Origin of the sequence: Undibacterium paludis, from assembly GCF_022568815.1 — a bacterium.
Classification (GTDB): Bacteria; Pseudomonadota; Gammaproteobacteria; order Burkholderiales; family Burkholderiaceae_D; genus Undibacterium.
This window is the reverse complement of record NZ_JAKZHX010000002.1, coordinates 235,906-253,688: the sequence shown is the minus strand read 5'-3', so window position 1 is coordinate 253,688 and position 17,783 is coordinate 235,906. Positions and strand designations below refer to the sequence as shown.

Here is a 17,783-nt window from a genome sequence, read left to right as displayed (position 1 = left end):
TATTTATTTCTTGTTGACCAGGTTGGCAACGATGACCCTTCTTGGGTCTTTCGCTATGACGCGCATGGGGAAATCAGTCTTTGACAATTCTTCATAGATGTCATTGCGCATGATGGCGACAGCCGGTTCAGACCTTGCCTGATGAGCACGCCATTGCACAATGAAGTCTTCGCGTTTTGGTATCCATAATTGCGGTTCATGTTCAAGACCGAATTGCATTTCATCGGGAAATTCTACCAAGGTAGTCGTGCGTTGCAGATAAAACGGCAAGGCCTGCTCGTAACGGCCGACGGCATATATGGGGGTGTTCGGCTGCACTAATTCTGCCCGTATTGCCGGGATGTATTCGCTGCCGGCTATGTATTTACCCCATGGGTCATGGCCAAGGAAGGCAATTTGCCCGACCAGGTAACCAGATGCAGCCAGACAAATAACAGCCCAGTCTTTACCTGTGCCACCTTTGCGCGCGAGCAACCAGGTCAGCAAGCCGCCGCCGATTGCCAGGATAATGACCCCTGCCAGCCACGGTGCATAATTGAATGCCAGGTTACGGTCTATGCTGTCAACGCCATCAAGTTTGTTGAGGTAAAACGCTACGCCAATGGCGCCTGCCAGGCCGACGATGACAAAAAGAATGCCCGCGATTTTTATCGACCGATTGTTAGTCTGTTCCAGATGACAGGCAATCAGCAGCGCCACGGCAGGGAAGATGGGCAGGATATAGCCAGGCAGTTTGGAGCCAGAGATGCTGAAAAAGACAAACAGGAAAACAGCCCAGATAAGTAGCAGCTTTTTGGGCTGGAAGCCCTCTGCCTTGTCGCGCAGGCCTGACCACAAACCTTGCAGCATGACGCCTATCCAGGGAGTGATGCCCACTATCATCAAGGGAATGAAGTAATGCCAGGGGCCGCCACGCTTGTGTACGTCGCTGGTAAACCTGTCCCAGTGCTCATGGATAAAAAAGAAGTGCGGATGCTCCGGGTTTTTGATGGCAATCAGGATGAACCAGGGGGCTGTGATGGCAAAAAACAGTAGCAACCCCTTGACCATGTGCAGGCGTTTCCACAAACCCAGGTCACGGTTTACTGCCGTATAAATGACCAGTACCGCACCAGGCAACACAAAACCGATCAAACCTTTGGACATGGTTGCCAGAGCCATGCCCGCCCAGCAAACCAGCATGGCATTGCGCTCGGTGGCGCTGTCGGCAGCGGCCATTTGTGCAACCAGCAGGCCACACAATGCCAGGGTCATCATGCCGGACAAACCCATGTCCAGGGAATTGACATGACCCATGCCCGCCCACCAGAAACTTGAGCCCAATACCAGAGCGGCAACAATGCCGACGCGCCGACTGAAGATTTTGTTGCCAGTATAAGCAACCGCAGCTACACCCAGCAAACCGTTCATGCCCGTCCATAAACGTGCCTGCCAGTCACCCAGACCAAATATGGCAAAGGTCAGGGCATTCATCCAGTTTTGCAAAGGCGGTTTTTCAAAATACTTGATGCCGTTCAGGCGCAAGGTAATCCAGTCGCCGCTGGCCAGCATTTCGCGGGCCATTTCTGCATAACGTCCTTCATCGGTGGGTACCAAAGTCCTGGCGCCCAGCATGTAAAACCAGACGACCAGAAAACCTATTGCCAGCGCCCATAGTGTGCGTGGTGATTCGTAAGGTGAGGTGTTCTTCATGCAGTTTCCATGATCAATGCCAGGGCAACCTTGCGTCCTTCGGCCATGAGGATGTTATATGTCCTGCAGGCAGCCTGATTGTCCATGCATTCAACGCCTATTCTTTTTGACGCCAATGCAGCGGTCAGCCTGGGGTGAATAAACCGCTGCCTGTTGCCTGTTCCTACAATGACGACATCAGGTTCTGTCGCTTCGATCTGGGTAAAATCCGCAGCATTCAGCTCTTCAAAACTTGTTGCCGACCATACCTGTGGCCTGGTTTCAGGCAGCACGATGAGGCTGTGCTGGTAGGTGATTGCGTTTATTTCCACACTGTCTTTTTCATAGCCGGTGATGGTCTGGTATTGCTGCGTCGGGGTAGAGTGCAACTTCATCTATGGTGCTCAGAGGTTAGAACTGGAATGAGAGGCGCATTGTAACGGTTTTTGCTGTGCTGTCATGCACATAGCTGGAAAGTCTGCTTTATCACCTGATTCAGGTCTGGTTTGACAGATCATTTTCTTGCCCATGCATCCCAGCCCAACTTTGCAATTTTGGCAATCGTCAATTCCCTTGCTGCGCTGGGTGCCTGGCTATCGGTGACAAAGACGGCAGCAGCCATGTGATGTCCATTGGGTAAAGTGACGATGCCGACATCGTTGGTGGCTGCAGTGATGCTGCCCCGGCTGCCAGATGTGCCTGTTTTGTGCGCAACAGGTGTTCCCGCTGGCAGCAAGCCTTTGATGCGGCCAGGACCGGTCTCGGTTTCCAGCATCCATTTCATCAGTAATGCATGGCTTTTGGCGCTCAAGCCCTTGCCTTGATGAAGTGCCTGCAGCAATGTGATCATGGCCTTGGGTGTGGCAGTATTGCGGTATTGCACTACCCACGACTTGCCCAGGTCTTTTTCAGTATCCATGACCTTGATATCGCGTATGCCCAGTCCTGCCAGGTACTGCATGACGGTGGCCGGCCCGCCCAGCAGGCGCAGCAATACATCGCTGGCTGTCCCATCACTTTCAGATACGGCAAAACGCATGATTTCTTTCAGAGACATCTTGAAATTGCCATCAGGGTGTTCGTCGCGAATCGGGCTGTGCTGCTCTGCGCTGACAAAGTCTTCTTTGGTGATCAGTACTTTTTGTTCAAGCTTGAGCTTGCCCTGATCAACCGCAGCCAGAGCCGCCATGGTGATGGGGAGTTTGTACACGCTTTGCATGGGGGCTGCCACGTCGGGAATAATCCACAGGCTTTGCCCTGTCTCCATGACCAGCAGGCTGGCGCCAACCCGGCCGCCACTATCAAGGGATATTGCTTCCAGTACATTTTGCGCACTGACGCCGACAACAGTGCCCAGGCCCGTACAGGCAAGCAGCAATGATATTAGGAATCTTTTCATGACAGTCATTATGTTGCAGGTTCTGGCTGTTGGACAGGCAAAAAATGCAATCGTTCGCAGTTTGTGAGGCAATCAATATATTCGTTTAAGTCAATTTCAGTATATTTGACTGAATTTTCGTCTTTAAATTTGAAAAATCGGACGAAAATTCGCTTTTCGCTAAGTTTCCATTGATAAAACACGGAGCTTTGTGCAGAATGGAACGTTCGGCAGTGCAGCATTTTCTGTATTGCAGCTTATTGTGTACACTCACTCGCGATTTTCTATAACTGGTAAGTGACTATTGCCAGCCATGGAGACGTTGAGGCAGGCAGACACAAATATTATCAAGGATTGCAGCAGTGCGGCCCATACAAAAATCACAAAAACTAGCAGACGTTTGTTATGACATCCGTGGCCCCGTCATGGAAAAAGCCAAACAGATGGAGGACGAAGGTCACAAGATCATTAAGTTGAATATTGGCAATCTTGCCGTTTTTAACTTTGATCCGCCAGATGAAATTGTGCAGGACATGATACGCAATATGCAGAATGCAGCCGGGTATACCGACTCCAAAGGCATGTTTGCACCGCGCAAGGCCATCATGCATTACACCCAGGAAAAACGTATCCATGGTGTGACGATAGAAGATATTTACATCGGCAATGGCGCCTCTGAACTGATCGTGATGGGCATGAACGCCTTGCTCAATAGTGGTGATGAAGTATTGGTGCCAGCGCCGGACTATCCTTTATGGACGGCCGCTGTCAGCCTGTCAGGCGGCAAGCCCGTGCATTATGTTTGCGATGAAAGCGCTGACTGGATGCCCGATATTGATGACATCAAGAGCAAGATTACGCCCAACACCAAGGCGATCGTCGTCATCAACCCCAATAATCCTACCGGTGCCCTGTATCCGGTAGAAGTCTTGCAGCAAATTGTTGAAGTCGCACGCCAGCATCAACTGATTGTGTTCGCAGACGAAATCTATGACAAGACTTTGTATGACGAGGAAGAGCATACGTCCATCGCCTCGCTGGCAGATGATGTGCTGTTCCTGACCTTGAACGGACTGTCAAAAAATTATCGTTCTTGCGGTTATCGTGCCGGCTGGATGGTAGTATCTGGTGAGAAACGCCATGCCAGGGATTATATCGAAGGCCTGAACATGCTGGCGTCCATGCGCTTGTGCGCCAATGCGCCAGGTCAGTTTGCGATCCAGACTGCACTGGGTGGTTATCAGAGCATTCATGACCTGGTTGGCCCAGGGGGGCGCCTGTTGAAGCAGCGCGACCTTGCGCACAAGCTGTTGACAGAAATACCTGGCGTCAGTTGCGTCAAACCCAAGGCTGCACTGTATATGTTTCCAAAACTGGACCCCTTGATGTACCCGATCAAGGATGACCAGGAATTTATTCACGATCTGCTGACCGAGCAGCGCGTGTTATTGGTACAGGGAACGGGATTTAACTGGATCAATCCCGACCATTTCCGTGTTGTGTTCTTACCTAACACGGATGATTTGACTGAAGCATTCGGACGTATTGCGCATTTCCTCGAAGGGTATCGAAAACGTCACGGCACCAATTAATTTAATTTTTTTGTTTAGAAACCATATGAAACCCATCAAAGTAGGCCTGTTAGGCATAGGCACCGTCGGCTCCGGCACATTCAATGTATTGAAACGCAATCAGTTAGAGATTACGCGTCGCGCAGGTCGCTCGATTGAGATTGCCATGGTGGCAGACCTGAATGTTGAACGGGCACGTGAACTGACCAATGGTGAATGCGAAGTGGTCAATGACGCCAATCTGGTTGTCAACAATCCCGATATCGACATTGTCATCGAACTGATAGGTGGTTATGGTATTGCCAAGGATCTGGTATTAAAAGCCATCGCAAATGGCAAACATGTGGTGACAGCAAACAAGGCTCTACTGGCGATACATGGCAATGAGATTTTTAAGGCAGCGCAGGAAAAATCAGTGATGGTGGCATTTGAAGCTGCCGTTGCTGGCGGCATTCCCATCATCAAGGCTTTGCGTGAAGGTTTGACTGCCAATCGTATCGAGTGGATAGCCGGTATCATCAATGGCACGACAAATTTCATCCTGTCAGAAATGCGTGACAAGGGTCTGGATTTTGCGACCGTGCTGAAACAGGCGCAGGCGTTGGGTTATGCAGAGGCTGACCCGACTTTCGATATTGAAGGTATAGACGCTGCGCACAAGGCTACCATCATGGCATCCATTGCCTATGGTATTCCCATGCAGTTCGATAAGGCCCATGTCGAAGGTATCACCAAGCTCGAAGCCAGTGATATACGTTATGCCGAAGAGCTTGGTTATCGCATCAAATTACTCGGCATTAGCAAGCGTACCGAAGACGGCATAGAATTGCGGGTGCATCCGACGCTAATCCCTGAAAAGCGCCTGATCGCCAATGTGGAAGGGGCGATGAATGCAGTACTGGTACATGGTGATGCCGTTGGTGCAACCTTGTATTATGGCAAAGGAGCCGGTTCCGAACCAACTGCATCGGCAGTGATTGCCGACCTGGTTGACATCACACGTTTGGCAACGGCTGATCCTGAGCATCGCGTACCGCACCTGGCCTTCCAGCCGCATTCTCTCAGTGATTTGCCAGTCTTGCCGATGGCTGAAATCGTCACCAGCTATTATCTGCGCATGCATGTTGCTGACAAGCCGGGCGTATTGGCTGACGTCACACGCATATTGGCCGATTCATCGATTTCCATTGATGCGATGTTGCAGAAAGAACCGGCTGAGGGTGAGACCAGGACAGATATCATCATTCTCACACACCAGACCAAAGAAAAAAATATCGTTGCGGCGATAGAGAAGATGGAAAAACTCGATACGGTGTATGGTGCTGTGACCAAGCTGCGTCTGGAAGAGTTGAGTTAATTCCCAATTACAAACCTGCTAAAGTCTATCAGCAGTAGCTGGTATGCCAGCGAAAAAAGCGCGATCACGAAGGAATGTTTGCGCTTTTTTCATCAAACTTAGGACAATATGTCTCGTTTGACGAACAAGCAGCTCCTGTCTTATGCCATGTTTGGCTTCCCGCTGGCGATGGTGGCCTTGCCTGTTTACGTTTATGTGCCGCAGTTTTATGCTGACCGTTTTGGCATACCCCTGTCCGGGATAGGGGCGGCCCTCCTGCTGACCAGGGTGATGGATGCTTTTATCGACCCCTATGTGGGCACCTTGATTGACAAACGTCCTGAGAAATACAGTTACGCTCCCTATATCATATTGGCCCTGCCGCTCATGATAGCTGGTTTCTTTGGATTGTTTCATCCACCCCACTTGTCGACGACCTTGGTATTTATCTGGCTCTTTTTTTCTTTGATCGTCGTTTATAGTGGCTATAGCCTGGCCAGTATCGCCTTCCAAAGTTGGGGCGCGGCATTGACCCAAGAACCAGGTCAGCGCGTCAGGTTGACTGCTTTTCGTGAGGCCTGTGGTTTAATCGGAGTCATTAGTACTGCGTTGATTATTCAATATGGCAATTTCGATATATTGTCGTTGGCGTTGAGTTTGATGCTGGTGGCAACAGCCTTCCTGCTGATACGTAAGACACGTCGCATCCCTGGAAGTATAGCGCTTTTACGCACTTCCTTATTATTAAGAGATTTGTTTGCCAATCCGCATTTCAAAGCATTGTTTATTGTCTTTGTTGTCAATGGTATTGCTGAGGCAATACCTGCAACATTATTCTTGTTCTTTACCAAAGATCGTTTGCAAATCGGGCACTGGGCCGGCATTTTGTTGCTGATATATTTTTTTGCAGCTGCTTTGTCCATGCCTTTGTGGGATCGTCTGGCGCAAAACCTTGGAGAAGTGAAAACATGGTTGTTGGCGATGCTGCTGTCCGTGTTGAGTTTCGTTGGCGTATTGGGGCTGGGTGCAGGCGATATGTTGGTGTTTTCTATTGTCTGTATCTGTTCCGGCATGAGTCTGGGCGCAGGCCTTGCCATGCCGCCAGCCTTGCTCTCGGCGGTAATACATGCTGCTGGCCATAGCGAAAAAAAAGAGGGCAGCTATTTTGGTGTTTGGAATTGGGCAACCAAAATGAATTTAGCCCTGGCTGCAGGATTGTCACTGCCCGCGCTGGAATTTCTTGGTTATGTTCCAGGGACAACGGATCAGCGTGGATTGCTTGCTTTGAGTCTGGCCTATGCAGGATTGCCATGTGTTTTGAAACTGCTGGCCGCAACCATATTATGGCGGACCAGACTGGAAGAGGTGGGGATGCTACACGCAGACTGCTTGCCTGCCAATGAAGGCTAACGCAAAAGTTTTTCGTGGAATTCAGCAGGGTAGTCTTTATGTACCTTGAGTACGGTCGACACGCGCGTGCCGTAGTTGGGTGAGACTATACATGGGGAAGACAAGAGTCTTTCCATTTCAAATGATACGCCGGTATCCGGCAGGCGGCAATCAGGTGCGGGCGTGGTATTGGCGAGGACTTCAAAGTAAGCGTCGACAGGTGCTCGCTGGCATATCATGCTGGCAAATTCTGCCTTGGTCCTGACTACTTTTGGCCAAGGGGTGTCGAGTGATGCATTCGAAATGCCGTAAATCCCTGGGGGCAAAGGTTTGCCGTTCCGTACATCATCCTGCTGGCGATTGGAAAACCAGATCAGGTCATCTTGGTCGCCTACCAATAAATTGAAACCATTGTAATCTGCTACCGTATCGCGGATGCTGGCAATATAGTCTTGTGCACTGAGATCGCTGTTGAGGTAGTTGGCGACCAGTTCGCCACGGGATGGTGCATCATCCCGTTTTTCTGATGGCGCCCGGATATTCGTGATTGCCGCAAATTTTGTTGTCAGGCTTTCTGCGCCATCTGCGGTCTTCATACCTAGCCAGGTACCACCCGATTGCAAATCACGGCCCGCAAATATGTTGGGATTGTCTTGCCACCAGTCGGCTGCTGTTGCCGGCCTGTCGTAAAATTCATCACGATTGCCAGCAAGGACAAATGGGGTGCATGGTATCAATTTCCAGGCAAAGACGATCAGGCACATAATTTTGCATCCATAAAATATTCTATATGTCGCTCACCGCTTTGCAGCTCGGCCAGGCGGGTCTGGGCATATGCCCTTGCTAAAGCCTGCTCAAATCCGGGCGCCAATTCACGATGAATTTCCATCCAGGTTTGCATGCCATCTTGAGCCTGGGGTCGCTTTTGCAGCCTGTGTTTAGACAAGCCATATTCAAGCATGAATGACAGCAATAACTGTTCCTGCTCAAGAATCGCTGATTCATGAGAGGAGCTCGCTTTAAAGTAAATATAGCAATCCATGTCTAAACTCTTTACCCCTGGCTGTCCTGAAGGTATTTTTTCGCGGTAAATCGATGATCCATTATTGCGTAATATCGGTAATCGCGTAGGGCAGGGGTAATAGTTCGATTGCCGCACCTGAGGCTGAGCCCAGACTGAGCTGACCACTCTCCTGGTCCGCCAGTTTCATTTCTATCAGGGCGATGCTGGTGGTTTCTGAATACTGTTCAGCATTGACTATCATGCCGCAAGGTTGTGTTGCATCATTGCTATTAAATACTTCCATTGCAGCAGACACGTCGACGGCCTGAATCAACACCACTGACATACGGCGTTTGAGCTTGCCTAGATACTGGCTGCGCGCCACGATTTCCTGGCCGGGGTAACAGCCTTTTTTGAAATTCACCCCGCCAATCAATTCGAAATTCACCATTTGCGGAACAAACTGCTCTTGAGTCGAGGCAAGTATGACAGGTATGCCAGCCTGAATCTCGGTCACGCGCCAGGCACTGGTATTGACTACCTGTAGCTGCGCCGACAGTTTGGACCAGGCTTGCTGCGCACTTTCAATTCCTGTTATCCATTGATAACGGGGGGCGCCATTGGCGTCAGCCAGGCGCAATAGCTTGCCGTGCTGGTTCTGGACGTTCGTGTCTGGCCTGGCTGGAAGTTCCGGGAACCATTCGACCAGGGCCGTGGCAGCAGCATGGCCGCCCAGGCCGAGGATGACATATTCTGCGTTGATATCGAATAACTTGGCTTTGGCCCGCAAGACATACATCTGTAAACGCTTTTGTATGCCTGGCTGCAAGGCTTTGGGTAGCTGCAAAATAATATCTTGCCCATCTTTCCAGTACAGCAGGCTGGCCAGCATGCGCCCTTTTGGCGTGCAATAGGCGGCACGACGGACTTCGCTGTCGCCTAAATGCTCAACATCATTGCTCAATTGATTGTGCAGGAAAGAGGTTGCATCGTCGCCAGTCAACCTGATCAGGCCAAGGTCGGTCAGTGGTGCCATGAATCCCGCTTGCAGCGCATTGGATTGCCAATGGGCGGCAAATCCCGTCGTATCCAGGTTTTCAATCACGGCGCCCTGGCTGGATAAATAGTCGTCCCATGTCATCTTGTTATACTCGCTCTCTTTTGCTTATTTGCTTATTCGCTTAATGCCTACGCTGGCTTTACAATACAGCCTGCACCTGTTCAGGCGAATTATAGTAGCGTCCGCAAAATCTCGTCAGAACTCACTCAATTTTAAATAAGCTGGCTACATGGGATTGATTAAAAAACTATTTGTATTACTCATTTTGCTGGGTTTAGGGGCGGGTAGTGGATTGTATTATTGGGTACAGCAACCAATTTTTGAAGATGGTCCCGCCAGGGAATTTACCATCAAGCCCGGCAGTAGCGTGCGTTCTTCAGCACGGCAGATCTATGAAGCAGGAGTGCCTGCACAGCCCTTATTGCTGGAGGCACTGGCGCGCCTTACCGGTAAAGCCAACAGGCTGAAAGCTGGCTCGTATGAGATAGAGGCAGGCAAGACGCCACTGGACTTGCTGACCAAACTGGTCAATGGCGACTTCTCCATGGCCAGCCTGGCAATCATAGAAGGTTGGACATTTCAGCAAATGCGCAAACTGGTTGATGCACATCCATCGCTTAAACATGAAACTTCAGGCTTGAGTGAGGCTGAGCTCATGCATAAGATTACTCCAGACTTTAGTCAGGCTGAAGGCCTGTTTTTTCCAGATACTTATCGTTTTGCTAAAGGCAGTACAGATTTGCAGTTCTATCAGCAGGCGCATGCGCAGCTATTGAAGAAGCTTGATGATGCATGGAAAAAGCGAAGTGCTGACCTGCCATATAAAAACCGCTACGAAGCCCTGATCATGGCCTCCATCATAGAAAAAGAGACCGGCCAGAAGTCTGAACGAAACATGATCGCTGCGGTTTTTGTCAACCGCTTGCGCCAGGGGATGCTGCTGCAGACTGACCCGACGGTGATTTACGGCATGGGCGAACGCTATCAGGGTAAAATCTATAAACGTGATTTGCTGACTGATACCCCCTATAACACATATACACGCAGTGGCTTGCCGCCAACGCCGATTGCCTTGCCCGGCCTGGAGTCTTTGGTCGCAGCTTTGGACCCGGCGCGCAGCGATGCCTTATACTTCGTGGCGCGCGGCAACGGTACGAGCCAATTTTCAGACAATCTGAATGATCATAATCGCGCCGTCAACAAATATCAGCGTAGTAATTAACGCGAAGTAATTAACAGAACAGAAGATGTCATCAGTATGAAGTTAACAGGAAAATTCATCAGCTTTGAAGGCATAGATGGCGCCGGCAAATCCACCCATATCGCCTATGTGGCAGAGCGTTTGCAAAGCAAATTGCAAAGCCATGGTGTCAAGGTGATATGCAGTCGTGAACCAGGCGGTACACCTCTTGGCGAAGCCTTGCGCGAGTTGCTGCTAAAGCAAAGCATGCATCTGGAAACGGAGGCCTTGCTGATGTTTGCTGTCCGTCGCGAACATCTGGCGCAGTTGATAGAGCCAGCTCTGGCGCGGGGTGACTGGGTCATTTCTGATAGATTTACTGACGCCAGCTTTGCTTATCAGGGCGGCGGCAGGAACCTGTCGCTTGACAAATTGAATGCACTGGAACAATGGGTGCACCCGGATTTGCAGCCGGATTTGACATTATTATTTGACGTACCACTGGAAGTGGCGCGTGCCCGGCTCGATGCAACCCGTGAGCTTGACAAGTTCGAGCAGGAGAAAGCTGATTTCTTTGCCGCCACACGCAATGAATATCTGCGCAGGGCAAAGGAATTTCCTAAGCGTTTTCGCATTATCGATTCGACACAAAGCATAGAGGCGATACGCCTGCAACTTGATGCCCTGATCGATGAATTGGTGACCAAGGCAGAATTTGCGCAATGACGAATCCACTTTACAGTTGGCAGCATGAGCCATGGCAGCAAATACAGGCGCTGGGGCACCGCCTGCCGCATGCTTTTCTCTTGTATGGGCCGCAAGGCATAGGCAAAACCGTTTTTGCAGAGCATCTGGCACAGTCACTGCTGTGTGAAAAGCCCGGGCAGGGTGGGCATGCATGTCAGCAGTGCGGGTCATGCGGCTGGTTCCACCAGTATAGCCATCCTGATTATCGTCGGGTAAGGCCAGAATTGCTGGATGAAGAGGATGCGCCTGCGGGTGATGGGGAAGCAGAAGCCGTTGCCAAAACCAGCAAGGCCAGTAAAGCACCGTCTAAAGAAATTGTCATCAATCAGATTCGTGCCTTGTCTGACTTCATGAATATTTCTACACATCGCAGCGGTCGGCGTGTCATCGTACTTTACCCGGCCGAAGCCTTGAACGTGCCGGCAGCAAACGCTTTGCTGAAGTCGCTTGAAGAACCCAATGCCGACACCGTGTTTATCTTGGTATCCAATAGCATAGACAGACTGCTGCCAACCATACTGTCGCGCTGTCACAAATTCGGCTTGGGACAGCCGGACACGGCAATTGCCCTGAACTGGCTGCAACAGCAAGGTATCAAGGATGCTGACATCTGGTTGGCACAACAGGGTGGAGCACCTCTGGCCGCCATGGACATGGCGATGTCAGAACTGCGCACTGATCTTGATGATTTTTTGCGTTATCTGAGCAAGCCAGGTACTGAACTCAGCCTGAAAACCGCCGATAAGATGCAGAAACTGGAAATGCCGGTCGTCGTCGGCTGGCTACAACGATGGTTATACGATATATTTTCCTATAAACAAAGTGGCAGAATCCGGTATCATCCTCGCTATGAAAAAGAGTTGAAGGCGTTGTCCGCACAGGCTGAGCAGTCCACTCTGCAGCAATTCATCCGGAATTGCAATGAAAGGCAGGCCATTGCCAGTCACCCTTTGTCCGCGAAATTATTTTTAGAAGATATGTTGCTTGAATATTCAGCACTATTCGGCACTCATTGATTAAAGACTTGCGAAAGCCAGAACATGTCAGATTTACCAGCAGATCCTAGTGCTCCGCTCAATATGCCTTCACCGAACCGTCCTTCGGTGCTGTCGCTGGCTATTAAAGAAAAAGCAGCCCTGTTTGCTGCCTATATGCCATTCTTGAAAAATGGCGGGATTTTTGTTCCTACCAACAAGACCTATCGTCTTGGTGAAGAAATCTATCTGATCCTGACTTTGCTTGACGACCCGAACAAGTATCCAATCGCAGGAAAAGTTGCCTGGATTACACCTCAAGGCGCTGGTAATAACAAATCGCAGGGCATAGGGGTGCATTTTCCCGATGATGAAAGTGGTACGCGCATACGCCTGCGCGTAGAGGAGTTGCTTGGCGCAGCTGTTCGTTCATCGCGGGCTACCCATACGATTTGAACAGGCAGGCAATAGAACAGTAATGACTACAGAATTTAATCACAGACTGGCAAACTTTGATGACTTGCCGCAGATTGTTGCAATTTACAATTCAACAATAGCTTCACGCGAAGTAACGGCAGATACCGAGCCTGTCACGGTAGAGTCGCGCCATGCCTGGTTCGATGAGCATCATCCGGAATCTCGGCCACTGTGGGTCTGCGAACAGAATGGACAGGTCATAGGCTGGCTATCGTTCTCTAATTTTTACGGCAGGCCCGCGTATTCCGGTACTGCCGAGTTGTCCATCTACCTGCATGAGGCTGCACGTGGCAAAGGCCTGGGGAAATATTTCCTCAATCACGCCATCGCCTATGCTCCCAAGATCAAAGTACATACCTTGCTTGGCTTTATTTTTGGCCATAATGTACCGAGTCTGAAACTGTTTGCCACGTTTGGTTTTGATACCTGGGCAAATATGCCCAGGGTTGCAACTCTTGATGGCATAGAGCGCGATTTGATCATACTGGGCAAGCGAGTCGCCTGAACGCCGATTCGTTTGCTGTCATTTTCCAAGAACTTGTTTGCGATCTGTAGCGAGCCTGCGTCAGTAGGGTGAAGAGTAGCGCAAAATGCGGAATGTACTTGAGTACATACGCATTTTGCGCAAGGCATGAGCCCCGATCACGCAGGCGCAGTAAGATCGCAAACTGGTTCTGACGACTTGCTACCGGAAAACAGCAAGTCGCTTATCTATTATTGAAAGTTTTCATTATGCTTAGCTATCGTCACGGCTTTCATGCCGGCAATCATGCAGACGTACTCAAACACTTTGTCCTGATACAGTTACTTGAATATATGGGGCAAAAAGATACGGCTTACACTTACGTCGACACCCATTCTGGCGCCGGTTTGTATTCCCTGGATAGCGGTTATGCCGTAAAAAATGCTGAATATGAAACTGGCATTGCTCCCTTGTGGGACAGGAAAGACATTCCGGCTGCCCTCGGCAGCTACATGGATTTGATCAAGGGACTCAATCCTAGCGGCAAGATGCGGTACTACCCGGGGTCACCCTATTGTGCGAACATCGTCATGCGTGAGCAGGACAGATTGCGCCTGTTCGAGTTGCATCCAAGTGAAATCAAGATATTGAGCGAAAACTTTCGCAAACTTGATGCGCATGCAGCAGAGCAGGGAAGACGTCCTACAGTCAGGGGCAAGCGCGTCATCATCTCGGACGGTGACGGTTTTGAAGGTTTGAAAGCCCTGTTGCCGCCGCCATCACGTCGCGGCCTGGTATTGATAGATCCACCGTATGAGGTCAAGGATGACTATCGCCGTGTCAAGGTCTGCCTGGAAGATGCCTTGAAGCGCTTCCCTACCGGCACATACGCCATCTGGTATCCGGTGTTGCAACGACCCGAATCACGACAGCTGCCTGATCGCTTAAAACGTTTGCAGGCTAATAGCTGGCTGAACGTCACTCTATCCGTCAGCGGACCGTCGCCTGACGGTTTTGGTCTGCACAGTAGCGGCATGTTCATACTCAATCCGCCCTGGACCCTGGTCAATACCTTGAAAGAGGTCATGCCCTACCTGGTAGCAGTGTTAGGCAAAGACCGTGGTGCAAATTTTGCCTTGGAAACCGGGGAAGCTGCTGCTGTCAAGAAGCGCTAGGCAGAGTCTGGACGCGGCATGCTGGAAAGGCACAAAAATCTCAAAAGCAGGCGCTGTTTTGAGACAAAGTAAATCTGATGGTTGTTGCGATGCGGGAGGCTGGTACTCCCGCATTTTTGTTTATGGGAGATGCAATTAAAACGGCGGCATCAGAACTTCCTTTGTGCATTGCAGAAAAAATACTGATTGACGGATTAGTACGGTCGTACAAAAATCGATAAAGAATAATATTCAGCAAATCTGTTATTTACCAAAGTTATTCGTAACGCTGTACAAATCAGGAGAACAAATGTCGTCTTATGCTATGAGTCCCTTGATGGGACAGATGATGAGCAAACCCATGCTGATCTCTGGTCTCATCGAACATGCTGACCGTTATTTTGGTAATAATGAGATAGTCTCGCGTCGCGTAGAAGGGGATATCCATCGCTATAACTATCGTGAATGTCATCAGCGCGCCAAAAAGCTGGCAAACGCTTTGGCTGGTTTGGGCGTCAAAATGGGTGATCGCATTGCCACCCTTGCCTGGAATGGTTACAGGCACCTTGAAGCTTATTATGCTGTGTCTGGGTCCGGTGCGGTGTTGCATACGATAAATCCGCGTTTGCACCCTGAGCAGATTGCCTACATAGCCAATCATGCCGAAGACCAGTACCTGCTGTTTGACATGACTTTTCTGCCCATCGTGCAGGCGATAGCTGCGCATTGTCCCGGCATCAAGGGCTATATCATGATGTGCGACAGGGATAAGCTGCCTGCCGAGCACAAGATTCCAAACCTGATGGCTTATGAAGATTTGATCGAAGCCAATTCAGCTGACTTCAACTGGCCGGTATTTGATGAAAACAGTGCATCGAGCCTGTGCTATACATCTGGTACGACAGGCAATCCCAAAGGAGCCCTGTATTCGCATCGCTCAACGATTTTGCATTCTTATGCTTCGTCCTTACCTGATGGTTTGAACGTTTCCGCGCGTGATTCTGTCTTGCCGGTGGTACCCATGTTCCACGTCAATGCCTGGGGGCTGCCATATTCAGCGCCTTTGAACGGAGCGAAACTGGTATTCCCTGGACCGCACCTTGATGGCAAATCACTATTTGAATTGTTTGAGCAAGAGAAGGTCACTTTCTCTGCCGGCGTACCGACTGTCTGGTTGGGCCTGCTGACTTATATGGCGCAAAACAATTTGAAGTTTTCCACCTTCAAACGCACGGTGATAGGTGGTTCAGCCTGCCCGCCGGCCATGATGAAAACCTTGCGTCATACCTACGGCGTAGAAGTCGTTCACGCCTGGGGCATGACAGAAATGTCACCACTGGGTACGGCAGCCACACTGATGACCAAGCATCTGGAACTTGACGATGCAGGTCAGCAAGCCATACTGGAGAAGCAGGGACATGTCTTGTACGGTGTAGACATGAAGATCGTCGACGATGCCGGTAAAGAAATTGGCTGGGATGGCAAAACCTATGGCAATTTGCTGGTGAAAGGACCGTGGATCATACAAAGTTACTTCAAGAATGAAGGTGGCGATGTACTGGAAGATGGCTGGTTCCCCACGGGTGACGTAGCAACCATAGATGCTGACGGCTATATGCAGATTACCGATCGCAGCAAGGATGTCATCAAGTCAGGTGGCGAGTGGATAGGTACTATCGACCTGGAGAATGTTGCTGTTTCGCATCCTGCGGTATTGCAGGCAGCCTGCATTGGCGTCTTCCATCCGAAATGGGATGAACGGCCTTTGCTGCTGGTTGTTAAAAAAGCCGGAGCAGAAGTCAGCAAGGAGGAATTATTGCAGTTCTTTGATGGCAAGGTCGCCAAGTGGTGGTTGCCGGATGATGTCGTTTTTATTGAAGGCCTGCCTTTGGGTGCCACAGGCAAGATTTTGAAAAATAAACTGAGGGAGCAATTCAAGGACTATAAATTACCAACCGCATAGAAAGCAGGACCGCCAGAGCCAGTAAATTGGTTCTGGTCAAAGATTAGCGATAAAACGAAAAAAATCTAAAATCAACACTACAAGAATACCGGAGAGAGACAAATGAAATTCCCTTTACGTACCAGCCTTGTTGCAGTCGCTTTTTCTTTTGCCGTACCAGCAGCCATGGCTGATACGATCAAGATCGCCTACATTGATCCGCTTTCTGGTGCGTTTGCGCCGGTTGGGCAGAATATTTTGAATTCCTATCAATATATTGCTGACAAAGCCAATGCCGAAAAATGGGCGGGCGAACACAAATTTGAAGTGGTCGGCTTTGATAACAAGGGTAGTCCGCAGGAATCCCTCAATGTCTTGAAAACGGTCATCGATAAAGGTTTTCGTTACATCACGCAAGGAAACGGCTCTGGCGTGGGGCTGGCATTGCTCGATGCGGTCAACAAACACAATGAACGCAATCCTGGAAAGGAAATTGTCTACCTGAACCATGCTGCCGTTGATCCTGATATGACCAATAGCAAGTGCAGCTTCTGGCATTTCCGTTTCGACTCCAACTCCGACATGAAGATGGAGGCATTGACCACTTTCATGGCGGCAGACAAGAACATCAAAAAAGTCTACATCATCGGTCAGAATTACTCTTTCGGTCACCAGGTAACACGTGCAGCAAAAGAATACCTGGCACGCAAGCGCCCCGACATACAAATCGTCGGGGACGACCTGCATCCTATCGGCCAGGTGAAAGATTTCTCGCCTTATGTTGCGAAAATCAAATCATCAGGTGCTGACACAGTGATTACCGGTAACTGGGGGGCTGATCTGGCCTTACTGATCAAGTCGGCAAAAGATGCGGACCTGAAGGCAAACTTCTATACCTATTATGCGTCAACCACCGGTGTGCCAACTGCAATGGGACCTGCCGGTATTGATCACGTCAAGTATGTAGGCTACTGGAATGCCAATAACGAGACCTTTGCCGGCAAAGATATTGTCGAAGGCTTCAAAGCCAAGTACAAGGATGACTACTATTCCATGGCAACCTATTCTGTGCTTGCCGCCATGTCCCAGGCTGTAAAGCAGTCTAAATCCATCGATCCAGTGAAGGTTGCATTTGCTCTTGAAGGACTGAACTTCAAGAGCCTCAATGGTGACGACAATATGCGCAAAGTTGATCACCAGATCCAGCAACCGCTGTATATCGCGACCTGGGTGAAGACCAATGGCAAGGACGTCAAGTTCGATCAGGAAAACACCGGCCTCGGTTGGAAAACTAATCAAAAGATTGACGCTTTCGTGGCTTCGCAACCATCTTCCTGCCAGATGAAGCGACCAGGTTAATCAAACAAACGGAGGGCCGCGCATGCTGGCTCTCTTTTTTTAACCAAAAATAGTACGATCGTTCAAGAATTTTCTGAAA

17 protein-coding genes are annotated in these 17,783 nt (G+C 49.9%); 11 read left to right on the top strand and 6 right to left on the bottom strand.

What is annotated here, in order from left to right; genetic code table 11:
• Positions 1–3: 3 nt before the first annotated feature.
• From LZ463_RS05715 to bla, 3 genes are all read right to left on the bottom strand, one after another.
• Entirely contained in the window at positions 4–1,692 is a 1,689-nt protein-coding gene (locus LZ463_RS05715) for a glycosyltransferase family 39 protein (RefSeq protein ID WP_241454654.1), read from the bottom strand.
• Entirely contained in the window at positions 1,689–2,066 is a 378-nt protein-coding gene (locus tag LZ463_RS05710; protein ID WP_241454653.1) for an Mth938-like domain-containing protein, read from the bottom strand. Before LZ463_RS05710 ends, LZ463_RS05715 begins: the two co-directional genes overlap by 4 nt.
• 119 nt (positions 2,067–2,185) lie before the next feature.
• Positions 2,186–3,070, bottom strand: a complete 885-nt coding sequence (bla, locus tag LZ463_RS05705; protein ID WP_241454652.1) for a class A beta-lactamase — start codon at positions 3,068–3,070, stop codon at positions 2,186–2,188.
• A gap of 341 nt (positions 3,071–3,411) precedes the next feature.
• Here bla and LZ463_RS05700 point away from each other — a divergent pair, with 341 nt between their 5' ends.
• The 3 genes from LZ463_RS05700 to LZ463_RS05690 all read left to right on the top strand — a co-directional run bounded on the left by LZ463_RS05700 (position 3,412) and on the right by LZ463_RS05690 (position 7,366).
• On the top strand, positions 3,412–4,641 hold the full coding sequence (locus LZ463_RS05700) for a pyridoxal phosphate-dependent aminotransferase (protein WP_241454651.1): 1,230 nt from the start codon (positions 3,412–3,414) through the stop codon (positions 4,639–4,641).
• Positions 4,642–4,666: 25 nt separating this feature from the next.
• Complete coding sequence (locus LZ463_RS05695) at positions 4,667–5,977, top strand: homoserine dehydrogenase (RefSeq protein ID WP_241454649.1); 1,311 nt, start codon at positions 4,667–4,669, stop codon at positions 5,975–5,977.
• A gap of 108 nt (positions 5,978–6,085) precedes the next feature.
• Positions 6,086–7,366, top strand: a complete 1,281-nt coding sequence (locus LZ463_RS05690; protein ID WP_277623949.1) for an MFS transporter — start codon at positions 6,086–6,088, stop codon at positions 7,364–7,366.
• Here the strand turns inward: LZ463_RS05690 and LZ463_RS05685 are convergent.
• The 3 genes from LZ463_RS05685 to ygfZ all read right to left on the bottom strand — a co-directional run bounded on the left by LZ463_RS05685 (position 7,363) and on the right by ygfZ (position 9,489).
• Positions 7,363–8,109: an NRDE family protein gene (locus tag LZ463_RS05685; RefSeq protein ID WP_241454645.1), complete on the bottom strand. Its 747-nt coding sequence runs from the start codon at positions 8,107–8,109 to the stop codon at positions 7,363–7,365. The genes LZ463_RS05690 and LZ463_RS05685 overlap by 4 nt on opposite strands.
• Positions 8,100–8,387 carry a DUF4936 family protein gene (locus LZ463_RS05680; RefSeq protein ID WP_241454643.1) on the bottom strand — a complete coding sequence of 96 codons (288 nt, stop codon included), beginning with the start codon at positions 8,385–8,387 and terminating at the stop codon, positions 8,100–8,102. The genes LZ463_RS05685 and LZ463_RS05680 overlap by 10 nt, the downstream gene beginning before the upstream one ends.
• Positions 8,388–8,448: 61 nt before the next feature.
• Positions 8,449–9,489, bottom strand: a complete 1,041-nt coding sequence (ygfZ, locus tag LZ463_RS05675) for a CAF17-like 4Fe-4S cluster assembly/insertion protein YgfZ (RefSeq protein WP_241454641.1) — start codon at positions 9,487–9,489, stop codon at positions 8,449–8,451.
• 148 nt (positions 9,490–9,637) lie between these two features.
• On the opposite strand from ygfZ, the gene mltG reads away from it, so the two are divergent.
• The 8 genes from mltG to LZ463_RS05635 all read left to right on the top strand — a co-directional run bounded on the left by mltG (position 9,638) and on the right by LZ463_RS05635 (position 17,704).
• Positions 9,638–10,630: an endolytic transglycosylase MltG gene (gene mltG / locus LZ463_RS05670; RefSeq protein ID WP_241454640.1), complete on the top strand. Its 993-nt coding sequence runs from the start codon at positions 9,638–9,640 to the stop codon at positions 10,628–10,630.
• 36 nt (positions 10,631–10,666) lie between these two features.
• Positions 10,667–11,314: a dTMP kinase gene (gene tmk, locus LZ463_RS05665; RefSeq protein WP_241454639.1), complete on the top strand. Its 648-nt coding sequence runs from the start codon at positions 10,667–10,669 to the stop codon at positions 11,312–11,314.
• Entirely contained in the window at positions 11,311–12,351 is a 1,041-nt protein-coding gene (holB, locus tag LZ463_RS05660; protein ID WP_241454638.1) for a DNA polymerase III subunit delta', read from the top strand. The genes tmk and holB overlap by 4 nt, the downstream gene beginning before the upstream one ends.
• A gap of 24 nt (positions 12,352–12,375) precedes the next feature.
• Complete coding sequence (locus LZ463_RS05655) at positions 12,376–12,765, top strand: PilZ domain-containing protein (RefSeq protein WP_241454637.1); 390 nt, start codon at positions 12,376–12,378, stop codon at positions 12,763–12,765.
• Positions 12,766–12,787: 22 nt separating this feature from the next.
• The gene (locus tag LZ463_RS05650; RefSeq protein ID WP_241454636.1) at positions 12,788–13,291 is read left to right on the top strand and encodes a GNAT family N-acetyltransferase; all 504 of its coding nucleotides are present in this window, start codon (positions 12,788–12,790) and stop codon (positions 13,289–13,291) included.
• 227 nt (positions 13,292–13,518) lie between these two features.
• Entirely contained in the window at positions 13,519–14,424 is a 906-nt protein-coding gene (locus LZ463_RS05645; protein WP_241454635.1) for a 23S rRNA (adenine(2030)-N(6))-methyltransferase RlmJ, read from the top strand.
• 289 nt (positions 14,425–14,713) lie between these two features.
• The gene (locus tag LZ463_RS05640) at positions 14,714–16,366 is read left to right on the top strand and encodes a 3-(methylthio)propionyl-CoA ligase (protein WP_277623948.1); all 1,653 of its coding nucleotides are present in this window, start codon (positions 14,714–14,716) and stop codon (positions 16,364–16,366) included.
• A 102-nt stretch (positions 16,367–16,468) separates the two neighbouring features.
• Positions 16,469–17,704: a branched-chain amino acid ABC transporter substrate-binding protein gene (locus tag LZ463_RS05635; protein WP_241454634.1), complete on the top strand. Its 1,236-nt coding sequence runs from the start codon at positions 16,469–16,471 to the stop codon at positions 17,702–17,704.
• Positions 17,705–17,783 lie beyond the last annotated feature (79 nt).